The sequence below is a fragment of the Pseudomonas fluorescens genome (genome assembly GCF_002022275.1).
In the GTDB taxonomy this organism is placed as follows: domain Bacteria; phylum Pseudomonadota; class Gammaproteobacteria; order Pseudomonadales; family Pseudomonadaceae; genus Aquipseudomonas; species Aquipseudomonas fluorescens_AJ.
The window spans coordinates 793,559-814,261 of the sequence record NZ_MSDF01000014.1; the positions used below are offsets into that span (position 1 = coordinate 793,559).

Genomic DNA, 20,703 nt, shown 5'->3' on the forward strand with positions numbered 1-20,703 from the left:
CACCATGCGCCGCTGGGGTACCGAACGTGTTGTTGGCCTGCATGATCCGCGGGTCAACGAACATCACCTGGAATCCACAGGCTTGCCGGCAGACAGCCGCTTGCGCCTGCTGAGCTTCAACATCCAGGTGGGCATCAGTACCGAGAAGTATCGGCACTATCTGACCCGTGGCTGGCAGCACTTGCTGCCGCACAATGGGCGGGCCCTGAACCTGCAAAAGATCGGCAACCTGCTGAACGACTTCGATTTGGTCGCCCTGCAGGAAGCCGACGGCGGCAGCATACGCTCCGGCTACATCAACCAAGTGGAACACCTGGCCCAACTGGGTGCTTTCCCGTATTGGTACCAGCAACTCAATCGCAACCTCGGACGCCTGGGCCAGCACAGCAACGGTGTGCTCAGCCGCTTGAAGCCGTGGGCTATCGAAGATCACCCGTTGCCAGGCCCCAAGGGGCGCGGTGCGATCCTCGTGCGCTTTGGCGAAGGCCCGGAAGCCTTGGTTGTGGTCATGATGCACCTGTCGCTCGGCTCACGTACGCGCATGATGCAACTGGCCTACATCCGCGAGCTGATCGGCAATTACAAACATCAGGTGCTGATGGGTGACATGAACACCCACGCCAGCGACCTGTTGCAAAATTCCCCGCTGCGGGACCTCGGGTTACTGGCGCCGCAAGTCGAAGCCACGTTTCCCAGCTGGCGCCCGCAACGCTGTCTTGACCATATCCTGCTCAGCCCGACCCTCACCCTCGAAAGTGTGCAGGTTCTTGCGCAGCCCATCTCCGATCACCTGCCGGTCGCGGTAGAGATTCGTCTGCCGGGTTCGCTCACGGCTGATGCATACCCCGCGTTGAGCCCAGGCCCTCGCGGACCCCTTGCATGAGCGACGACGCCCAGCGCTGGAAAGAGAAATACCTTAAAAGCATCGAGCGCCAAGACAAACTTGAGCGCCGCTGGGCTGCACGCCTCGACCTGCTGCGCCGAGGACTGGTACGCAGCACACTGGCCGCCGAAGGGACGGACCGCGCGGTCGACCAATGCATGAAAGAGATGCGCGATGTGGTGCGCACCGACGACATGGACGCCGCCCTCGCCGCCTTGCTGCCCCGCCTGGAAAAGGCGGTGCTCGATTCGGAGCAGCGCCGCGAAACACGGGTCGACCAGATCAGCACCGCACTGACGGCGCTCGTCGCGCAACTGCAGAAATTACCGCTGCCGCGTGAGGTGGCGCGCCCGCTTAAAACCTTCGCCAAGCAACTGGATGGCCGCGTCGGTCAGGCGCGGGAGATACCGCTGCTGCTCAGTGAGTTGAGCAGCCTGCAAGGGCAGGCATTGAATAACCTGGAGCCCGAAGGTGAAGCGACACGTGCTGGGCCGGGCCTGTTGCAGCGTCTGTTTGGTGCAAAGGATGTTTCGAACGAAGCGCTGGTGGTTGAAACCCTTCCACCGGCCACGCCTGTGCCTGTTGCGCCTGTTGCGCCTGTTGCCCCAAAGCCCTTGGCCGAGCCTCAAGCGCCTGCGCAGTCCGATGAGCTGACAGAAGCCTTGCGCGCCTTTGCGCCGTTGCCGTCACCACCGGCCGCCGCGCCATCCGAGCCGGTTGTGCCTGCCAAGGTGGTAGAGGTCGCCAGCGAAACGTTTGTCTTTGAGGCGCCTGCTCCAGTGGCAGTCACCGCGCAGCCTGTCGAGGCCCCCGAGCCTGAAGACGCGGAGTCTGTACCAGAAGAGCCTGCTCCCGAGAGTGCCCTCGCCGCCTTCATCGAAACGCCCGAGGCGCAGGTCGAGACGCCCGATGAAACCCGCATTGGCAGCCTGTCTCTCCCGCCGGTGCTGGAAGCTGCCGAGCCAGACCCGCAGGCTCTGCAACCCGACGGTATCTACGCCCTGCCCGACTCCCCGGAACCGTCCTACAGTTCCGTCGCCAAACACATCGAAGACACACTGCTCGGTCTGCTGGAGGACCTGTCTCTGCCCGAGCGCCACCGGCCCCAGGCCGAAGCCATGCGCGAGCGTCTGGCCCATGGCCTGAACTGGTACGAACTGCTGCCGATCCTCGATGACCTGGCAGTGCTGATGCTGGCGATCACCGACAGCGGTCAGCACGAGTTCGAGGCCTACCTCAAGCAGCTCAACGAGCGTCTGGAGACGTTCCAGGGCCATCTGCAGGTCGCCAGTGACGGCCATGCCGACAGTAGCTCTGCGGCGCGCGAGCTGGATACGCAGATTCGTGAGCAGGTTGATGGTCTGCAAAGCAGCGTGCAGGAGGCGGCCGATCTGGACAGCCTCAAGCACGTGCTGGAAAGCCACCTTGAAGGCTTGCTCGGCACCATGGACGAACACCAGCAGCAACGTGACCAGCGTGAGCACGAAGTGACTGCACGCCTGAAAAGCCTGGCCGAGCGCGTGGCGAATATGGAGCAGGAAGCCCTGGGTTATCGCGAGCATCTAGAGGTACAACGCCAGAAAGCCTTGATTGATCCGCTGACCGGCCTGCCCAATCGCGCTGCCTGGAGCGAGCGCCTGGACCATGAGGTCAACACCTGGCACCAGCGCGGCAACAGCCTGGCGCTGGCCATGCTGGACCTGGACCATTTCAAGCGCATCAACGACAGCTACGGTCACTTGGCGGGCGACAAGGTGTTGAAGATCATCGCCAACGTGTTGCGCAGGCGCCTGCGCACCACCGACTTTATCGCGCGTTTTGGCGGTGAAGAGTTTGTACTGCTGATGCCCGATTCATCTTTGGCCGATGCGCTGGCCGTGGGCGAAGTGCTGCGGGCGGCGATCGAGGCGTGCCCGTTCCACTTCAAGGGCGAGCCGGTCACCATTACCGTGTCGATGGGTGTGGCGCAGTTTCAGCCGGGCGAGCGCAGTGATCTGGCGCTCAAACGCGCCGACGAAGCGCTTTACCGGGCCAAGGCGGCAGGGCGTAACCAGGTGCTGCCAGCGTAAAAGATGTTCCATTTTGTGATTTGACCGACGGGCCACAAACGGTACGTTACACTGTTGCATTATCGTCTTCAGCGTAATGTGATCCGTCATGAAATCCTTGTACTTCGCCTTTGCATTTCTTCTGCTCGCCGGCTGCGCCAGTGGCCCGCGACTGAACACCAGCCACCCTTCGGTCAACCACGACAACCGCGTGCAATTCGTCGTCGTCCATTACACCTCCACCAACCTTGAACGCTCCCTGGCGCTGTTGACTCACGGCCAGGTCAGCAGCCATTACCTGATCGGCGACGACGCCTCGGGCACCATCTACAAGCTGGTGGACGAGAGCCAGCGCGCCTGGCACGCCGGTGAAAGCGAGTGGATGGGCCGCACCTGGCTCAACTCCAGCTCCATCGGCATCGAGATTGTTAATCCCGGGTATCAGGACACGCCGAAAGGCCGGGTCTGGTTCCCATACTCCGAGCCGCAGGTGCAGTCGCTGATCGTGCTGCTCAAAGACATCAGCAAGCGCAATGGCATCGACCCCAAGAACATCATTGGCCACAGCGACATCGCGCCGCTGCGCAAGCTCGACCCGGGTCCGTTGTTCCCGTGGAAACGGTTGGCGGCTGAAGGTTTAGGGGTTTGGCCGGATGCTCAAGCGGTTGCTCGCTTCCAGGTGCAGTACACCACCGAGTTGCCGAGCATCCTCTGGTTCCAGGAAGAGCTGGCGCGCCTGGGTTACCAGACACCACAGACCGGTGAGTTGGACGTCGCCACGCGCCACGTGATCGCCGCGTTCCAGATGCATTTCCGGCCGTCGCTGTTTGATGGCACGCCGGATGCTGAAAGTGCCGCAATCCTGCGCGCCTTGAACCGCACCTAAAGACAAAAATCAATCCAGTGTGGGAGCGGGCTTGCGCGCGATTACGGGGAGTGTCAGCCAATACATTCTTGGCTGAACCACCGCAATCGCGGGCAAGCCCGCTCCCACATTTTTTTGCAACCTGCCAAATTACAGCGGCAACGCCATATAGAACTGCGTACCCTGCCCCGGCCGCGAATACACACCCATACGGCCGCCGTGCAGTTGCACGATCTCTTTGCACAGCGCCAAGCCCAGGCCAGCGCCGCCTTTCTTGCGGCCCACCTGCACGAAGGGCTCGAAGATCCGGCCCTGCTGACCGTACGCAATACCCTCGCCGTTATCCTCGACGCTGATAATCACCCGTTCGCCATGGCGGCGCGCCTGCAAGCGGATTTGCCCGCCATTGGCGGTGTGCCGCAGGGCGTTGGCCAGCAGGTTGTCGAGCACCCGCTCCAGCTGAGCCTGGTCGGCATACAGGCGGGGCAAGTCCGATTGAGCTTCCACCAGCAGTTCGATGTGCTGCGCGTTCGCCATCTCTGTGAATCGGGCGCGTGCGTGCTCCAGCAAGTCGGTAACGTCGCAGGGCCCCAGGGTGAGTTTTTGCAGGCCGTTCTGGTAGCGAGAAAAATTGAGGAGGTCGTTGATCAGCTGCATCAAGCGCTGCATTTCCTCGTTGACCGTATCCAGCAGGTCCGCTTCACGGGATTCGGCCGGAAACTTCGCGCGCTCGCGGAACAGGCCGAAGGCCATGTGCATGCCAGTCACCGGCGTTCGCAGTTCGTGAGAGGCGCGCAACACGAACTCGCTGCGTACGCGCTCGAAGGCGCGTTGTTCGGTGACGTCATGCAGCACCATCACCGCGCCCAGAATATGCCCTTGGGTATGGCTGACCGGCGTGAGGCTGTAGGTCAGCAGACGCAGTTCGCCGTCCACTTCCACTTCCAGGTCTTCCGGCGCCCGCTCCAGGTTGCCGCCGCGCAGCACCAGTTGCAGTTGTTCATCCATTTCCGGGCGGCCCAGCGCCTCACCCAGGCCTTGGCCGAGCCGCGCCTCGTCCCAGCCCAGTTGACGCTGTGCCACAGGGTTGAGGTGCTCAAGGCGGCCTTGGCGGTCGATCATCAGCAAGCCGTCGTCGATGCTGTCGAGTACAGCTTGCAGGCGTTGCTGGCCTGCCAGCAATTCGTCGACGTTGGTGGCCTGATGCTGGCGCAGCGCCTCGGCCATGATCCCGAAGCGGCGCGTCAACTGGTTCATCTCCGCCGCCGAGGATATCGGCAGCGTCACTTCGAAATCACCCTGGCCGATCTTGTCCGCTGCCTTGGCCAGCGCTTCGATGGGCCCGCCGAAGCGCCGCGCGATGCCGTGGGCCGTGACAAAACCGATGATCAATACCGCAAGCCCCACCAACCCCAGCAGACCGGCAATCAGCAGGGCGCGTTCGCGGGATTTGTGCTCGCTGTTACTGATGTTTTCCAAGGCCATCTTGTGCTCGGCAATCAAGCCGTTGCGCAGCACGTTGAAGGTCTCGGTGAGTTTTTCCTTGCTGCCCGGCGGCGGTGACGCCTGTTGGGACTCGCCGAACGCTTCCAGCAGGTTCTGGTAATTGGTGTGGGCCTGGCTGAAACCATGGCTGTTGCCATCGTTCTGCTCGTGAGCGATGCCTTGGTCGAGCAGGTCAAAATAACGCTGTTTCGAAGCTTGCAGCGCCTCGGGGTCGGGGCGCTTCTCCAGCATCATGATCAACTGATCGCCCAGGCTCTGGCGCAGTTTCAGCCCCAGGTCCAGGGTGATGAAGTTGCTGCGGATCAGCGACTCCTGCGTCTTGGCCATTTGCATGACGCTGACCAGGCCCAGGATCAAACCCAGCAGGGCGACGGTGATCAGCGCTGAGATACTCAGGAACAACCGAGTGCGCAGTTTCATCGCAAGCTTCATAGGGTCCAGCTCACAGGTTGTACTGTTTACGTTTGCGGTACAGGGTCGACGCGTCGATACCCAGGGTGCGGGCCGCCTGGTCCAGCGTGTCGCTGGTGGCGAGCACGGCGCCGATGTGCGCTTTCTCCAGCTCGTCCAGGCTTAACGCTGCGCCAATACGCGGGGCGTTGTTGGTCGGTTGCTCGGCCATGCCGAGGTGGCTGATTTCGACCTTCTCCTGTGGGCAAATGATGCTGGCCCGCTCCACCACGTTACGCAGTTCACGGATATTGCCCGGCCAGCGGTAGTTGAGCAGCGCTTCGCGCGCTTCATCACTGAAACCCCGCGCAGGCCTGGCGTATTCCTTGACGAAACGCGCCAAAAAGCGATCGGCCAGCGTCAGGATGTCTTCACTGCGCTCGCGCAGCGGCGGCAGGTGCAAGGTGATGACGTTGAGGCGGTACAGCAAGTCTTCACGGAAGCGGCCGTCGCGCACCATGTCTTCCAGGTTCAGGTTGGTGGCCGCAAGGATGCGTACGTCGGCGCGGCGGGTGACCGGGTCGCCCACACGCTCGTATTCCTTGTCCTGGATAAAACGCAGCAACTTGGGTTGCAACGTGAGTGGAAAATCGCCGATTTCATCGAGAAACAGCGTGCCGCCATCCGCCTGGTTGACGCGTCCCAGGGTGCTTTCGCTGGCGCCGGTAAACGCGCCGCGACTGTGGCCGAACAGCTCGCTTTCCATCAACTCCGCCGTCAGCGACGGGCAGTTAATTGTCACGCAGGATTTCTTCGAGCGCTTGCTCCAGCCGTGAATGGCGCGAGCCAACTCACCTTTACCGGTACCGGATTCGCCGAGGATCAAGATGTTGGCGTCGGTACCGGCCACCTGGCGCGCAGTTTCCAGCACCACCATCATTGCCGGGCTGTGGGAGTCGAGACCGTCTTTGGGTTGGCGCACTTCACCTTCGAGCGCTTCGAGGCGCGCCGAGAGCTGGCGCACTTCCAGCTGCTTGGCGGTGGCCAGGCGCAATTGATCTGGGCTGCACGGCTTCACCAGGTAATCAGCGGCGCCCGCCTGGATCGCGTCGACGGCGGTGTCCACAGCCGAGTGCGCGGTCACAATCACGACGCGCATCCATGGCGCCTGAATACGCATCTGGGCCAACACATCCAGGCCATTGTCTTCGCCCAGACGCAGGTCCAGGAAGCACAGGTCGAACACTTGGCGCTGCATCAGGGCATCGGCTTGAGCAGCGCTGTTGGCGGTGGCGACGGTGTAGCCTTCATCTTCCAGGCAATAACGGAAGGTGCGGAGGATCGCGGATTCGTCATCCACTAAAAGAATGCGGCCTTGAAGTTCCTTGGCTGATTCCATCTGTCCCGCGCTCCTTAACTATGAATGATGGTGATTAGTCCCGGAATAATCGGGCAAGTTGCATGGTTTATTCTGATTCATAAAAGGCATCTTCGCGCAGGTATCTGCGCATCCTCCTACGAACCCCCCGCCTAGTGGCGTTTTCATGCCTTCTTGCCACTTCGGCAATGCGTTACTTGCTTTCGATCCCTTGACCCGACCACTGACCATCGTGCATTTCGCACGGCCAGGATAGGCCCATCGTGCAGGATGCTGGGTGAGGCAATCTTGAATCGATCATAAATAATTGATTTTATTGAGATTTATTTTGTAAAAAAACTGGCATGCACTCTGCAATATCTCTCCCAACGAACAAATAATCAGAATGCGGGAGACACACAGCATGACTCGCCAAGGCCTCAGCCAATTTCGTGTATCGCCACTGCGCTTGCAGCAAGGCCTGTTCGCCAGCCTGGCGTTGATGGTCACCTTGATTGCCGGTCAGCAGATGCAGCATTGGCAGCAGAGCGCGCAGCAAGTCCCGCAATTTGAGCGTCCAGTAATGACCCAAACCCATTTCCGTTCCGTTGGCAGCGTGACTGCCGCCGACGTGACTGCCCCGCAATTGAGAGTGGCTGACCAGGATTCGACCCTGGCCGAACTGCCCGCTCAAGAGCGCTGGGTGTTCTAGGCAATAAAAGGTCGCTTGTGTTGAGCGGCTGTACGGCACTACCGCTGTTACCTCTATAAGAGCTAAGGAGAATCACCATGTTGAGTTGGGCAATCACATTTCTGATCATCGCCATTGTGGCTGCAGTCCTGGGCTTCGGTGGTATCGCTGGCACCGCCACGGGTATCGCCAAGATCCTGTTTGTCGTCTTCCTGGTGATGTTCATCGCTTCGTTCTTCTTTGGTCGTCGCGGCCGAGGCTGAATATGACCACCCTGACCCTCAAAACCATTGCTGCCGCCCTGCTTCTGGGCGGCAGCGGTCTGGTGATGGCCGCCAATGACGGCCAGACCCGGGCCAACGAATTGCTGACCTCGGACCCGCAGTTTCGCGAGACCTGGCAAGGCGTGGTGAAGAAAGAAGAACGCCTGCCGGAATGGGTGATGAACCTGTCGGGCACGGCCGATCAAATGAATGCCGTGGAAGAAGATGGCGACAAGTACTTGGTCGGGCCGCTCTGCGAAACCGCTGACACCTGCCTGAACAAGCGCCTGATCGTTGCCTTCAGCTACGACAAGAAAGATGCCTACGCCATGTTGGTGCAAGTCCCGGCCGGTTTGCCGTCGGACAAGTCGCCCACGCGGCACGCCGATTACCGGTTCCTCGGTAAGCCGAATGAAGGCATGCAAAAGCTGCTCATGGAGCAGCTGAAGAAAGACCCGAATTGGTACTAGGTTCCGTCTGACGCATGTCAACGGGACTGGCGTCCATAGGAAGAAGCCCCTCGCTTCTTTCTGTCTGCGTTGCCCGCCAAGGGCAATGCATGACCAGGGGGTCGGGTTGCTCTGATCGATCAAGGTCGGCGTGACCTACGGGTACAGGGAGTGCCTGCGCAAGGGCCGGGTCAGGTGAAAAGCTGCGACGCAAGTTCACAAGTCCTCAAGCTTGCTGAACTTGCGACGGGCTTACCGCTCTTATTCCTCGCGTCTCATAGCACCTGCATCTCATACCGCTCATAGCTGAAATTCTCCGGTTTGCTTGTGACCAACCATTACCTGGTGTGTCCAATCGACCATCCATCTAGAAAATTTCGTCCGCGCTATAGGACGTTTCTGACGCCAATCCCGTGAATTCTCAGGTATTTCTGCTAAACGTTGCAGGTCGTCCAATATCTCTGAGCGAGCCGGTATTGGCAGGTCCACGGCATATTCACCCGCTTGAATGGCGGAATCGAACTGACCGTTCGGACAGTTAATTTCAAAAAAAGTCATGCCGATTCGGCATAGGGTAGGCGTTTACGGCATTAGACGTCGCTCCCTTGCATGGGAATAGTTGCGCCTTTTTTCGCCTGCCAGTAAGCCATTTCGGCCACGCTGCGGTGACCTTCCATGGAGGCTGATGCACACACTTTTTCGCTTTCGAGCGTTGCAGCTGGCGCATTTGCCATACGTCCACTTGAAGTAAGGGTAATGACATGAAGAAGGCAAAGCTAAGCCTCGCCTGGCAGATCCTCATCGGTTTGGTGCTGGGGATCGCAATCGGTGCAGTGCTCAACCATTTCAGTGCTGAAAAGGCCTGGTGGATCAGCAATGTGTTGCAGCCAGCGGGCGATATCTTTATTCGCCTGATCAAGATGATCGTGATCCCGATTGTGATTTCCTCGCTGATCGTCGGCATTGCCGGTGTCGGTGACGCGAAAAAGCTCGGGCGTATCGGCGTCAAAACCATCCTTTACTTCGAAATCGTCACCACCATCGCCATCGTGGTCGGCCTGCTGTTGGCCAACCTGTTCCACCCAGGCGCCGGCATCGACATGAGTACCCTGGGTACTGTCGACATTTCCAAATACACCGCCACCGCCGCCGAAGTGCAGCATGAGCATGCGTTCATCGAGACCATCCTCAACCTGATCCCGTCGAACATCTTTGCCGCCGTGGCCCGTGGCGACATGCTCCCAATCATTTTCTTCTCGGTGTTGTTCGGCTTGGGCTTGTCGAGCCTCAAGCCCGAGCTGCGCGAGCCGCTGGTGACCATGTTCCAGGGCGTGTCCGAGAGCATGTTCAAAGTCACCCACATGATCATGAAGTACGCGCCGATCGGCGTGTTCGCGCTGATCGCGGTGACCGTCGCCAACTTCGGCTTCGCCTCTCTGCTGCCGCTGGCCAAGCTGGTGATCCTGGTTTACGTCGCCATCCTGTTCTTCGCCTTCGTGGTGCTGGGCCTGATCGCTCGCCTGTTCGGCTTCTCGGTGATCAAGCTGATGCGCATCTTCAAGGATGAGCTGGTGCTGGCTTACTCCACCGCCAGTTCCGAAACCGTGCTGCCGCGCGTGATCGAGAAGATGGAAGCCTACGGCGCGCCGAAAGCCATTTGCAGCTTCGTGGTGCCGACCGGCTACTCGTTCAACCTCGACGGTTCGACCCTGTACCAGAGCATCGCGGCGATCTTTATTGCCCAGCTGTACGGCATCGACCTGTCGATCGGCCAGCAACTGATGCTGGTGCTGACCCTGATGGTCACCTCCAAAGGCATCGCCGGCGTGCCGGGTGTGTCCTTCGTGGTGCTGCTGGCCACCCTGGGCAGCGTGGGCATTCCGCTGGAAGGCCTGGCGTTCATCGCCGGTGTCGACCGCGTGATGGACATGGCGCGGACCGCACTCAACGTGATCGGCAACGCCCTGGCCGTGTTGGTCATCTCGCGCTGGGAAGGCATGTACGACGACGCCAAGGGCGAGCGCTACTGGAACTCGCTGCCGCACTGGCGCAGCAAAGAAGCCGCGCCAACCGCCCAAGCCACTCGCGGCTGACAGCACGACTTGCGTTGAGACAAACCCCGGAAAATTCCGGGGTTTGTCGTTTCTGCCAGCCCCGCTATCATTCGCCCCATCTTTCGGGGGATTTAACTGATGCTCAATGGCCTGTGGCTTGGCTTCTTTGTCGTGGCAATGGTGTCAGCACTGGCGCAATGGCTGATCGGCGGTAACGCCGGGATTTTCGCGGCCATGGTCGAAAGCATTTTCGCCATGGCCAAATTGTCGGTGGAAGTGATGGTGCTGCTGTTCGGCACCCTGACCTTGTGGCTGGGCTTTCTGCGCATCGCTGAAAAAGCCGGGATCGTCGACTGGCTGGCCAAGGCCCTCGGCCCGCTGTTCCGGCGCCTGATGCCGGAAGTGCCGGCCGGCCACCCTGCCATCGGCTTGATCACCCTCAATTTCGCTGCCAACGGCCTGGGCCTGGACAACGCTGCCACGCCCATCGGCCTGAAAGCCATGAAAGCGTTGCAGGAACTCAATCCCATCCCCAATACCGCGAGCAACGCGCAGATCCTGTTTCTGGTGCTCAACGCGTCCTCACTGACGCTGCTGCCGGTGACCATCTTCATGTACCGCGCCCAGCAAGGCGCAGCCGACCCGACGCTGGTGTTCCTGCCGATCCTGCTGGCCACCAGTGCCTCTACATTGGTCGGCCTGCTGTCGGTCGCGATCATGCAGCGCCTGCGCCTGTGGGACCCGGTGGTGCTGGCGTACCTGATTCCCGGTGCGCTGATCCTCGGTGGTTTCATGGCATTGCTGGCGACGTTGTCGGTCACGGCGCTGGCGGGCTTGTCTTCGATCCTCGGCAACCTGACGCTGTTTGGCCTGATCATGCTGTTTCTGGTGATCGGCGCGCTGCGCAAGGTGAAGGTGTACGAGGCGTTTGTCGAAGGTGCCAAAGAGGGTTTCGACGTTGCCAAGAACCTGCTGCCGTATCTGGTGGCGATGCTCTGCGCGGTGGGCGTGTTGCGCGCCTCGGGGGCCTTGGATTTCGGCCTTGAAGGGATCCGCCATCTGGTGGCCTGGACCGGCATGGACACGCGCTTCGTCGATGCCTTGCCGACGGCGATGGTCAAGCCCTTCTCCGGCAGTGCCGCGCGGGCGCTGTTGATCGAGACGATGCAGACCAAGGGTGTGGACAGCTTCCCGGCACTCGTGGCAGCGACGATTCAGGGCAGTACGGAAACCACCTTTTATGTGTTGGCGGTGTACTTTGGGTCGGTGGGGATTCAGCGGGCCAGGCATGCCGTGGGGTGTGCGTTGCTGGCTGAGTTTGCCGGTGTGGTCGCGGCTATTGCGGTGTGTTACTGGTTTTTTGGCTGAGACTGAAATTGCTATCGCGGGCAAGCCAGCTCCCACATTTGAATGTATTCACAGTTCAAGTGTGGGAGCTGGCTTGCCTGCGATGAGGCCTTCAGCGTTTCGGCGCTGCATTGCCCTGCTGCACCACCCACTCCACCACCTGCTTGTTCAACTGATCCCCCGCCTGACCAAACCCGGCCACCACCGCCGGCACCTTGGTATCGCTCACCGGCTGGCGCACTTCAAACCGCCGACTGGCAATAATCCGCTGATCACTCCCGCGCACCAGCCGCGCATCCAGGCGAATCACCACCTCAACCGCACTGCCCCGGTATTCACTCTGAAACGCCTGCAACTGCCCGCCCAGCTCATAGTCAGCCTGCAAGTTGGTCTCGTCGGTACTCAGCAACGTCACCCGCCCATCGCGCTGGAAGCCGTCCATAAACCGATTACGCAGCAACACGGGCGTCGGGTCGCTCCAGCGTGAGTTCGCATAGCTGCTGATCAGGTCGCCATTGGGCACCACGGCAATGCGCGGGCTGTCGAGGAATTCGCTGGTCTGCGGCTTGCTGATGCGCAGCGACCAGCTCACCGGAGCACCTTGAGTGGTCGTTTGCGCCGCCGCCAGGCGGTAGACATCTGACGGGTCTGCCTTGGGCAGGATCGAGCACGCGCTGATGAGCGCCAGGGCTACGGGAGCGATGATTTGGTAAGCACGCTTCATGGCGTGAACTCCTTGTTCTTGTCGCTGCCCAGCAGGTAACCGCTGGGGTTGGCTTCGAGGCGGCGGGAGATGGCGCGCAGCGAACCGAGGGTTTCTCGCAGTTCGCGCACGGCCGGCGCCAATTCGTTGAGGCCTTGCAGGCCGCTGTTCACCGAATCCTTGTTGTCGGTCAGCAAGGTGTTGATGGTCGCGGTGCTTTTTTCGAGGGACTTCATCGCCTGTTCGGCACTGCCGAAGGCGTGCTTGCCTTGATCGTTGAGCAGGCCATTGGCACTGCGCATCAGCGTGGTGGTTTGCTCCAGCGCGGCGCTGGCCTGTTTGCTCACCTGCATCAGTTGCTGCATCACCACCTTGATATCGCCGCGCTGGTCGGCAATGGCACCCGTGGTTTGCTGCAGGTTGTCGAGGGTGTTGCTCAGGCGCTCGACGTTCTCGCGGGAGAACATGTGGTTGGCGTTGTGCAGCAGCAGGTTGATGCTGGTCATCAGGTCGTTGCTGTTATTGAGCAGGCGCGCGATGGGCGACGGCGAGGCGATGATTTCCGGTAGGTTACCGTCCTTGCCCTGCAGTTCCGGGCTCTGCGGTGTGCCGCCGCTGAGCTGGATGATTGAGGTGCCGGTGATGCCAGTCAGTGCGAGCTTGGCCTGGGTGTCTTCCTTGATCGGCGTCTGCCCGGCCAGGCGGATGCGCGCCAAGACGCGGCGTGGGTCTTTCGGGTCCAGGCGCAGGCTCGTCACGTCGCCGACCTTGATCCCGCTGTACTGCACCGAACTGCCCTGGGACAGGCCACTGACCGCCTCGTTGAACACCACCTCATAGTCCTGAAACGCGCTGTCGACGCTGGACTTGGCCAGCCACAGGCCGAACAGTATCGCGCCGACCACCACAATCACGCTGAACAGTCCGATCATCACATGATGGGCTCGGGTTTCCATGTCATACCTCGTCTAGCGATTGAGCGGCATCCAATGCCGCGCGGCCACGGGGGCCGTGGAAATATTCGTGAATCCACGCGTCGTCCGTTTCCGAGACGATATCGATGGCATCGGCCACCAGCACTTTCTTCTGCGCCAGCACCGCCACGCGGTCGGTGATGGTGTAGAGCGTGTCGAGGTCGTGGGTCACCAGAAACACACTCAGGCCCAGCGCATCGCGCAGGGTCAAAATCAGTTGGTCGAATTGCGCCGCGCCAATCGGGTCGAGGCCGGCTGTGGGTTCGTCGAGAAACAGGATGTCCGGGTCCAGCGCCAGTGCCCGCGCCAAGGCGGCGCGCTTGATCATGCCGCCGGACAGTGCCGACGGGTATTTATCCGCCGCCGACAGCGGCAGCCCGGCCAGTGCCAGTTTCACCGCGGCCAAGTGCTCGGCATCGCGACGGCTGAGGCCCGCGTGTTCGATCAACGGCAAGGCGACGTTTTCGGTAACGGTCAGCGAGGAAAACAGCGCGCCCTTCTGGAACAACACGCCAAAGCGCCGTTCCACCAGCGAGCGCTCATGTTCCGAAAGGTTGGGCAGGTTCTTGCCGAACACCCGCACTTCGCCTTCGCTGGGGCGGCGCAGGCCGACGATGCTGCGCAGCAACACCGACTTGCCGCTGCCGGAGCCGCCGACCACCGCCAGAATCTCGCCTTTGTACAAATCCAGATCGAGGTTCTCGTGCACGCTCTGGCTGCCAAAGCGGTTGCACAGGCCGCGCACTTCGATCACCGCCTCGGTGGGCGCTCGGTGTAGACGACTCACCAGCCCATCTCCATAAAGAACATGGCGGCGACCGCATCCAGCACGATCACCACAAAAATGGATTGCACCACGCTGGAGGTGGTGTGAGCGCCGACCGATTCTGCGCTGCCGCTGACCTTGAAGCCTTCGAGGCAACCAATCGCCGCAATCAGGAAGGCGAAGATTGGCGCTTTCACCATGCCCACCAGGAAATGCTGCACGCCGATGTCCGATTGCAGTAGCGAGAGAAACATCGCCGGTGAAATGTCCAGCGCCACGGCGCAGACCACGCCGCCGCCGACGATCCCTGAAAGCATCGCCAGAAAGGTCAGCATTGGCAGTGATACCAACAGCGCCAGCACGCGCGGCAATACCAGCAGCTCCATCGGGTCGAGGCCCAGGGTGCGGATCGCGTCGATTTCTTCGTTGGCCTTCATCGAGCCGATTTGCGCAGTAAACGCGCTGGCGGTGCGGCCGGCGATCAGGATGGCGGTGAGCAACACGCCGAATTCGCGCAGGAACGAGAACGCCACCAGGTCGACAGTGAAAACGGTCGCACCAAAGCTCTTGAGCACGGTGGCGCCGAGAAACGCCACCACGGCGCCGACCAGAAAGGTCAGCAAGGCCACGATGGGCGCGGCGTCGAGGCCGGTTTGTTCGATATGCGCGACCATCGGCGTGATACGCCAGCGCTTGGGCCGGAAAAGGCCACGGGCGAAGGTCTCGAGGATCAGGCCGATAAAGCCGAGCAGTCTCGTGCTGTCCTGCCAGACCGTATCCACCGCCCGGCCGATGCGGGCCAGGACCTGAATGCCGGCGGCTTCTTCCGGCGCTTTGTCGGGTACACAAAAATCATTGAGCGAGCGGTAGACGGTCTTGAGCAATGCACGGTCGGCGGTGGACAGGCTGCAATCGGACTGCTCGGTGGACTGCTCGATGCGAGTTGGGCCGAGCAGCTCCACCAGCAGGGAGGCGCCGGCAGTGTCCAGAGCGCCGAGGCCGTTCAGGTCGATGCGGGCGCCAGCGTCGTATTGACCGTCGAGGGTGTCCGACAGCTTTTTCAGGTTGGCGTAGTGGGCAAGCGTCCAGTCCCCCGTAATCCTGAGTAACGGCGGAGTGGTGGAAGAGTCGAGATGGGCGGCGCCGGCCGTCGTACTGGTGGTCATAAGCTCCGAGCTTGTTTGGCTGTCCACAATGGCTACGTAATAGCACGATACAGCTTACTTTGGGTTGTCCGTTTGTGCTGTGTCAGTGACTTTGAAGCGCAGCACGCCGATGACCTGCCCATCCTCAGTCAGCACCCGTACCTGCCAGCGGCCCACCGCGTCGGGCGGGAAGTTCTGCTTGTGGGTCCAGGCGCGGTAGCCCTCTTTGCGCCCGCCGTGGATGTCCAGGGCGATGCGGTCGACTTCCTGACCGTTGAATTTCCACACATGGTAGATGCGCTCATCCAGCCCGCGCGGGGCATTGATGGCGGTATAGGCGTACAGTCCGCCGCTGCGCAATTGGGCGGCGGTGACTTCCTTGAGGTCATCGCCTGGCGTGCGGTCTTGCAGCTGGGTGCTGATGGCGACTTCGGTCATCCACAGGGTTGCTGGCGGCACCCAGCTGCGCAGGAACCAACCGGCGCAGCCAATCGCGGCCGTGACGCCGAGCAGCATTGCCCAACCTTTGACGCTGCGCAGCGGCAGGCTCACGGCCAGGCTCGGGATCGACAGCGCAATGGCTACACCCAGCGCCAATTTGTAACTTTCCGCGGTGGTCAGGTGCAGGATGATCGGCAGCGCGGTGAGCAGCGCAGCGAACAGGGTCAAGGTGTGCAGCGCGAGGAACAACGAACGCTTCGGCGCGAGCCACTTGTAGTACAGCGGGTCGGTGATCGATACCAATGCCGCCGCGCCGAGCAGGCCGGTGAACACCGATTGGCCGCTGTTCCACGCGGTGGTCACGAAAAAGAACGGCAGCACGAAGAACAGGCTTTCCTGATGGATCATCTGGGTGGCGTAGCGCAGCAGCGGCTCGGGGATTTCCCGCTTGAACACCTTGGCGAACAGCTGGGTGAAGCTGTTTTCCAGCATCAGCCACAGCCAGCTCACCAGCATGATGACCGCAATCCAGCTGGCCATGCCTTGCTGGCGATCTACCAGAATGAAGCTGCACACACCCGAGATAAAGCCGCCGAGTGCGATCACCCCCGGGTAGCGCTTGATCAGTTCGATGATGCGCTGGATGAGGGGCGGCAGGTTTGGCATGGGAGGTTCACACTTGGTGTAGGAAAAAGCCCAGACAGAATAACGTCTTAGCCGTATGTTCGGTGCCTCATTACGCGACCCGTTTGCGATAAAGCCGCACACCGCCCAACACAATGGCGATCAGTGCGAGCACACCGGCGCCGATCCAGCTCAGGCTGTCGTAGCTCAGCAGCGGCTTTTCGATACGCCAGTAGCCCGGCTCCTTGAATACTTGACGCATGGCCTGGTTGGTTTGTTCCAGGCTCACGGCTTTGATGCGTTTGACCGGGTCGCTGAAGTGGCCATTGTTGTAGTCGCCGGAGGCGCTCCAGTAATAGTCGGCGAGTGCGCTATTACCTTGAACAGCCCACGCTTGGCGGGCGATGGCGGCTTGTTGCAGGCGGGCGAAGGTGCCCGGGTCGAGGCCGTCCTTGAGCAGTTGCGCCTTGAGGTCCTGGAGTACTTGTTCTGCCTCGGGAAGGTTGTCCCGCTCAACGTCGGCATTCAGGCTGAGGAAACCGACGCCACCAAGCACTTCACGTTCGCTCCAGGGGCCGTAGGACAAAGCATGCTTGAGGCGCAGTTGGCGGTACAGCGCCCAGTCGAGGTAGTCCTTGAGCAGGTCGTAGGTTTCATCATGCCCATCGTCCAGCACCGGCTCGGGCAACAGCAGGTGCAGCTTGGCGCTGTCACCGAGCCAGCCGTGGATCAAGTCGCGATGGCTGGCGGCGGCGTGCTGGATTTCCGGTAATGGCAGATGCTCGCTCGGCTCGACCGGCTCGAGCTGGCCGTAGGTGCGCTCCAGGTAGGCGGGCAGCAGCTTGTCGAGGTCGCCGACGATGATCAGCGTCATGTTGTTGGGGGCGTACCAACTCGTGCGCAGCTTCTCCAACTGGTCGCGAGTCAGGTGGCCGACTTCGGCACGTTCAGCGCATTTGAGGCCCAATTCCACGGCCAATTGATTGCTGGCGGTGTGGCCCAGGTCCTGGCGATCGAGCAGGCGTTGCAGGTGCGAGTAATGGCCGCCGTCTTCGCGTTCGACCACCTGCTTGGCGGCATTGATATTGGCGTCGGTCAACTGGGTGCGGGTGAGGATCGCCAGTAGCAGGTCGAGTACCTTGCGCTGGTTTTGCGCGGGGGCCTCGATTACGAATGTAGTGTCGGCGTTGCTGGTGTAGGCATTCCATTCGCCGCCGAGGGCTTGCATGCGGTCTTCGAGGTCACCTTCACCGCCGCCGTCGATACCGCTGAACAGCAAGTGCTCGAGCAGGTGCGGCAGTTCTTTTTCGGCGCAGGGGAAGTCATCCAGCCCTACACCCACCACCAGGCGGATGGCCACGTGCCCGCGCTCGGTGCCCGGTTTGAGCAACAGTTGCAGGCCGTTGGGCAAGGTGTAGCCCTCGACTTGCAGGCGGTCAAAGGCAAAAGAATGAGCAGAGCCCATGAGCAGGCAGGCGAATAGCAGGCGACGCATAACAAGCTTCCTGGCGAGTGAAGTCCATTGTTAACTGACTTCACTCGCCGTCGTACGTTCAGGGCGAATGGGTGATGTCGGCAATATCTTCGGCCGAGAGTGCGCCAGTGTCGGACGTTTCTAACACCACGTAGGCGCTGCTGCAGAATAACGAGTTGAGGCGCTTCATGTCGGCAATCAGCTCCAGGTGCAGGGAGCTGGTCTCCAGGCTCTGCACGATTTTGCGCTGCAAGCGGCTGACGTGAGCGTGGGCCAGGCGGCGTTCCTGGGCGCGGAAGCGACGTTTTTCACGAAGCAATTGGCGAGCGCTTTCCGGGTCGGCACTGAGGAATACCGACAGGCCCAGGCGCAGGTTGGCAATCAATTGGCTGTGCAGGCCCGCCAACTCTTCCAGGCCGACTTCGGAAAATTGACGACGCTGCGAGGTTTTTTGCTGCTGGACTTTGCGCAGCATGCGTTCGATCAGGTCGCCAGCCAGTTTCAGATTGATCGACAGTTCGATGATCTCCGCCCAACGGCGGCTGTCGTGTTCGCTGAGGTCTTCACGGGGCATTTGTGCGAGGTACAGCTTGATCGCGCTGTACAGCGCTTCGACGTCATCGCTGAGGCTGCGTATTTCCTGGGTAATGGCGGTTTGCTTGCCGCGCAGCACTTCGAGCATGGCGGTGAGCATGTTGTCGATCAAGTCACCCAGGCGCAGGGTTTCCCGGGCAGCGTTGGCCAAAGCCAGGCTCGGGGTGGCGAGCGAGGCCAGGTCCAGGTGGCGCGGCTTGGCTTTGCCGTTGAGTTCCGGTTGTTCCGGCAGCAGCCACGCACACAGGCGGGCCATCGGGCCGATGGTCGGCAGCAGAATCAGGCAGCGGCTGGTGTTGTAGAGCACATGAAAGGTGATGACCATGCCTTGGGCGCTGTAGTCCAGGCCGTCCATCCAGCGTACGAGAGGGTCGAGTACCGGGATGATCAACAACAGGCCGATCAGTTTGTACAGCAGGCTACCCAGCGCTACTTGGCGACCGGCGGCGTTTTGCATGTTGGTGCTGAGGAAGGCCAGCACACCGCTGCCGATGTTGGCGCCGATCACCAGGCCGATGGCGACGTGCAGGCCAATCACGCCGGCGCCGGCCAGGGTGGCCGTCAGCAGCACGGCGGCCAGGCTGGAGTAGGACACCATTGCGAACAGGGCGCCGACCAGGGCGTCGAGCAAGATATCGCCGGTCAGCGAGGCGAAGATGACTTTGACGCCTTGGGCGTGGGTAATCGGCCCGGCAGCTTCGACGATTAACTGCAGCGCGAGAATGATCAGGCCCAGGCCGATCCCGACGCGGCCCATCTGCCCTGCCCGCGTCTGTTTGCGCGACAGGAAGAAAATCACCCCGAGAAAGATCAGCAGCGGCGACAGCCAGGACAAGTCAAACGTCAGCACCCGCGCCATCAGTGCGGTACCGACGTCAGCGCCGAGCATGGTCGCCAGCGCAGGCATCAGCCCCATCAGGCCTTGGCCGACAAAGGATGTCACCAGCATGGCCGTGGCGTTACTGCTCTGCACCATGGCCGTCACCAGGATACCGGCGATAAACGCCAGCCAGCGCTTGGACATGTTCTGCCCGATGACTTGGCGCAAGTTGGAACCGTAAACCCGCAAGATGCCGGTACGGACGATGTGCGTGCCCCAAATAAGCAGGGTCACGGCGGAAAGCAGATTGAGCAAGGTCAGCATGCTCGGCCCCCCGTGTGGGTGCGCTCCAAAAGGAGCGAAGGAAAGTTGCCGCGTGCCGTTCTACGTCTTGTACTTAAGCTGTAGTTGGCGAATGGGCTCTGCGCCAGCATCGCATAGCTAAAGTGGGGATTGAAACAAAACTGTCATGAAATCAGCTTTTTGCGGATGAAAAAAAGGGGCTCGAAAGCCCCTTTTCAGCAGCGGATCATTTTTATTGACCCGGAATGTCCTTGCGCAGTTTCACAGGATCCTGCTGTTTTTTCTTTTTCGCGATGGCGGTGCGCATCTTGATGTTCACCGCTTCCACCGCCAGCGAGAACGCCATGGCGAAGTAGACGTAGCCTTTTGGCACGTGCACGTCGAAGGATTCCGCGATCAGCACGGTACCCACCACCAGCAGGAACGACAGCGCGAGCATTTTCAGCGACGGGTGCTTGTCGATGAATTCGCTGATGGTGCCGGCAGCCAGCATCATCACCAGCACCGCCACGACGATCGCCGCCACCATGACCGGCACATGGGAAACCATGCCGACGGCGGTGATCACCGAGTCCAGGGAGAACACGATGTCGATAATCGCGATCTGGATGATGGTGTAGATGAATTTGCCGCCCTTGCCACCCGGCTCCTCGTGGGTTTCGTCTTCGCCTTCCAGTGCGTGGTACATCTCCTGGGAGCTTTTCCACAACAGGAACAGGCCACCGAAGAACAGGATCAGGTCGCGACCGGAAATGCCTTGGCCGAACACCACGAACAAGTCGGCGGTGAGTTGCATGACCCAGGTGATCGACAGCAGCAGCAGGATTCGGGTGACCATGGCCAGCGCCAGGCCGAAGATCCGGGTGCGTGCCTGCATGTGCTTGGGCATGCGGCTGACCAGGATCGAAATCATGATGATGTTATCGATGCCCAGGACGATCTCGAGGGCCGTCAGGGTGAAGAAGGCAATCCAGATTTCCGGATTGGTCAGCCATTCCATGTGTAT

Annotated in this window: 18 protein-coding genes; 8 read left to right on the forward strand and 10 right to left on the reverse strand. The window is 60.9% G+C overall.

Annotated elements, in window-relative coordinates; genetic code table 11:
* Positions 1-4 precede the first annotated feature (4 nt).
* The 3 genes from BFW87_RS11920 (at position 5) to BFW87_RS11930 (ending at position 3,817) form a co-directional block, all read left to right on the forward strand.
* Positions 5-883 (forward strand): endonuclease/exonuclease/phosphatase family protein, encoded by an 879-nt coding sequence (locus tag BFW87_RS11920; protein WP_078740003.1) that lies wholly within the window; start codon positions 5-7, stop codon positions 881-883.
* Positions 880-2,952, forward strand: a complete 2,073-nt coding sequence (locus BFW87_RS11925) for a diguanylate cyclase (protein ID WP_078740004.1) — start codon at positions 880-882, stop codon at positions 2,950-2,952. The genes BFW87_RS11920 and BFW87_RS11925 overlap by 4 nt, the downstream gene beginning before the upstream one ends.
* An 88-nt stretch (positions 2,953-3,040) precedes the next feature.
* Positions 3,041-3,817, forward strand: a complete 777-nt coding sequence (locus BFW87_RS11930) for an N-acetylmuramoyl-L-alanine amidase (protein WP_078740005.1) — start codon at positions 3,041-3,043, stop codon at positions 3,815-3,817.
* A 129-nt stretch (positions 3,818-3,946) separates the two neighbouring features.
* Here BFW87_RS11930 and BFW87_RS11935 read toward each other — a convergent pair whose 3' ends face one another.
* A complete protein-coding gene (locus tag BFW87_RS11935; RefSeq protein WP_078740006.1) occupies positions 3,947-5,734 on the reverse strand; it encodes a KinB sensor domain-containing domain in 1,788 nt (595 codons plus the stop codon).
* 10 nt (positions 5,735-5,744) lie between these two features.
* A complete protein-coding gene (algB, locus tag BFW87_RS11940) occupies positions 5,745-7,091 on the reverse strand; it encodes a sigma-54-dependent response regulator transcription factor AlgB (RefSeq protein WP_078740007.1) in 1,347 nt (448 codons plus the stop codon).
* Positions 7,092-7,473: 382 nt separating this feature from the next.
* Here algB and BFW87_RS11945 point away from each other — a divergent pair, with 382 nt between their 5' ends.
* From BFW87_RS11945 to BFW87_RS11965, 5 genes are all read left to right on the forward strand, one after another.
* The gene (locus BFW87_RS11945; protein WP_078740008.1) at positions 7,474-7,761 is read left to right on the forward strand and encodes a hypothetical protein; all 288 of its coding nucleotides are present in this window, start codon (positions 7,474-7,476) and stop codon (positions 7,759-7,761) included.
* 77 nt (positions 7,762-7,838) lie between these two features.
* Positions 7,839-8,003 carry a DUF1328 domain-containing protein gene (locus tag BFW87_RS11950; protein ID WP_003170804.1) on the forward strand — a complete coding sequence of 55 codons (165 nt, stop codon included), beginning with the start codon at positions 7,839-7,841 and terminating at the stop codon, positions 8,001-8,003.
* A gap of 2 nt (positions 8,004-8,005) precedes the next feature.
* Positions 8,006-8,473: an inhibitor of vertebrate lysozyme family protein gene (locus tag BFW87_RS11955; protein ID WP_078740009.1), complete on the forward strand. Its 468-nt coding sequence runs from the start codon at positions 8,006-8,008 to the stop codon at positions 8,471-8,473.
* A gap of 740 nt (positions 8,474-9,213) precedes the next feature.
* Positions 9,214-10,545: a glutamate/aspartate:proton symporter GltP gene (gene gltP, locus BFW87_RS11960; protein WP_078740010.1), complete on the forward strand. Its 1,332-nt coding sequence runs from the start codon at positions 9,214-9,216 to the stop codon at positions 10,543-10,545.
* A gap of 99 nt (positions 10,546-10,644) precedes the next feature.
* Entirely contained in the window at positions 10,645-11,874 is a 1,230-nt protein-coding gene (locus BFW87_RS11965) for a nucleoside recognition domain-containing protein (RefSeq protein ID WP_078740011.1), read from the forward strand.
* 91 nt (positions 11,875-11,965) lie between these two features.
* Here BFW87_RS11965 and BFW87_RS11970 read toward each other — a convergent pair whose 3' ends face one another.
* The 8 genes from BFW87_RS11970 to BFW87_RS12005 form a co-directional block, all read right to left on the reverse strand.
* Positions 11,966-12,577, reverse strand: coding sequence for an ABC-type transport auxiliary lipoprotein family protein (locus BFW87_RS11970; RefSeq protein ID WP_078740012.1), 612 nt, complete (start codon positions 12,575-12,577; stop codon positions 11,966-11,968).
* A complete protein-coding gene (locus BFW87_RS11975) occupies positions 12,574-13,512 on the reverse strand; it encodes an MlaD family protein (protein ID WP_078740013.1) in 939 nt (312 codons plus the stop codon). Before BFW87_RS11975 ends, BFW87_RS11970 begins: the two co-directional genes overlap by 4 nt.
* Before the next feature lies 1 nt (position 13,513).
* Entirely contained in the window at positions 13,514-14,317 is an 804-nt protein-coding gene (locus BFW87_RS11980) for an ABC transporter ATP-binding protein (protein ID WP_078740014.1), read from the reverse strand.
* Entirely contained in the window at positions 14,314-15,462 is a 1,149-nt protein-coding gene (locus BFW87_RS11985; RefSeq protein WP_078740015.1) for an MlaE family ABC transporter permease, read from the reverse strand. Before BFW87_RS11985 ends, BFW87_RS11980 begins: the two co-directional genes overlap by 4 nt.
* 54 nt (positions 15,463-15,516) lie before the next feature.
* Positions 15,517-16,548 carry a DUF5924 family protein gene (locus BFW87_RS11990; protein ID WP_078740016.1) on the reverse strand — a complete coding sequence of 344 codons (1,032 nt, stop codon included), beginning with the start codon at positions 16,546-16,548 and terminating at the stop codon, positions 15,517-15,519.
* 70 nt (positions 16,549-16,618) lie between these two features.
* Entirely contained in the window at positions 16,619-18,001 is a 1,383-nt protein-coding gene (locus BFW87_RS11995) for a M16 family metallopeptidase (RefSeq protein ID WP_078740017.1), read from the reverse strand.
* A 58-nt stretch (positions 18,002-18,059) separates the two neighbouring features.
* Positions 18,060-19,718 carry a Na/Pi cotransporter family protein gene (locus tag BFW87_RS12000; protein WP_078740018.1) on the reverse strand — a complete coding sequence of 553 codons (1,659 nt, stop codon included), beginning with the start codon at positions 19,716-19,718 and terminating at the stop codon, positions 18,060-18,062.
* A 211-nt stretch (positions 19,719-19,929) separates the two neighbouring features.
* Positions 19,930-20,697 (reverse strand): TerC family protein, encoded by a 768-nt coding sequence (locus BFW87_RS12005; RefSeq protein ID WP_017734669.1) that lies wholly within the window; start codon positions 20,695-20,697, stop codon positions 19,930-19,932.
* Between the last annotated feature and the right edge of the window lie 6 nt (positions 20,698-20,703).

What these genes read in the sequence shown, in the direction of transcription:
- BFW87_RS11965 (WP_078740011.1), top strand. Translation starts at nt 10,645, where the DNA reads ATGCTCAATGGCCTGTGGCTTGGCTTCTTTGTCGTGGCAATGGTGTCA.
- BFW87_RS12000 (WP_078740018.1), bottom strand. Translation starts at nt 19,718, where the DNA reads ATGCTGACCTTGCTCAATCTGCTTTCCGCCGTGACCCTGCTTATTTGG.
- gltP (WP_078740010.1), top strand. Translation starts at nt 9,214, where the DNA reads ATGAAGAAGGCAAAGCTAAGCCTCGCCTGGCAGATCCTCATCGGTTTG.
- BFW87_RS11955 (WP_078740009.1), top strand. Translation starts at nt 8,006, where the DNA reads ATGACCACCCTGACCCTCAAAACCATTGCTGCCGCCCTGCTTCTGGGC.
- algB (WP_078740007.1), bottom strand. Translation starts at nt 7,091, where the DNA reads ATGGAATCAGCCAAGGAACTTCAAGGCCGCATTCTTTTAGTGGATGAC.
- BFW87_RS11985 (WP_078740015.1), bottom strand. Translation starts at nt 15,462, where the DNA reads ATGACCACCAGTACGACGGCCGGCGCCGCCCATCTCGACTCTTCCACC.
- BFW87_RS11950 (WP_003170804.1), top strand. Translation starts at nt 7,839, where the DNA reads ATGTTGAGTTGGGCAATCACATTTCTGATCATCGCCATTGTGGCTGCA.
- BFW87_RS12005 (WP_017734669.1), bottom strand. Translation starts at nt 20,697, where the DNA reads ATGGAATGGCTGACCAATCCGGAAATCTGGATTGCCTTCTTCACCCTG.
- BFW87_RS11945 (WP_078740008.1), top strand. Translation starts at nt 7,474, where the DNA reads ATGACTCGCCAAGGCCTCAGCCAATTTCGTGTATCGCCACTGCGCTTG.
- BFW87_RS11925 (WP_078740004.1), top strand. Translation starts at nt 880, where the DNA reads ATGAGCGACGACGCCCAGCGCTGGAAAGAGAAATACCTTAAAAGCATC.
- BFW87_RS11920 (WP_078740003.1), top strand. Translation starts at nt 5, where the DNA reads ATGCGCCGCTGGGGTACCGAACGTGTTGTTGGCCTGCATGATCCGCGG.
- BFW87_RS11930 (WP_078740005.1), top strand. Translation starts at nt 3,041, where the DNA reads ATGAAATCCTTGTACTTCGCCTTTGCATTTCTTCTGCTCGCCGGCTGC.
- BFW87_RS11990 (WP_078740016.1), bottom strand. Translation starts at nt 16,548, where the DNA reads ATGCCAAACCTGCCGCCCCTCATCCAGCGCATCATCGAACTGATCAAG.
- BFW87_RS11935 (WP_078740006.1), bottom strand. Translation starts at nt 5,734, where the DNA reads ATGAAGCTTGCGATGAAACTGCGCACTCGGTTGTTCCTGAGTATCTCA.
- BFW87_RS11995 (WP_078740017.1), bottom strand. Translation starts at nt 18,001, where the DNA reads ATGCGTCGCCTGCTATTCGCCTGCCTGCTCATGGGCTCTGCTCATTCT.
- BFW87_RS11975 (WP_078740013.1), bottom strand. Translation starts at nt 13,512, where the DNA reads ATGGAAACCCGAGCCCATCATGTGATGATCGGACTGTTCAGCGTGATT.
- BFW87_RS11970 (WP_078740012.1), bottom strand. Translation starts at nt 12,577, where the DNA reads ATGAAGCGTGCTTACCAAATCATCGCTCCCGTAGCCCTGGCGCTCATC.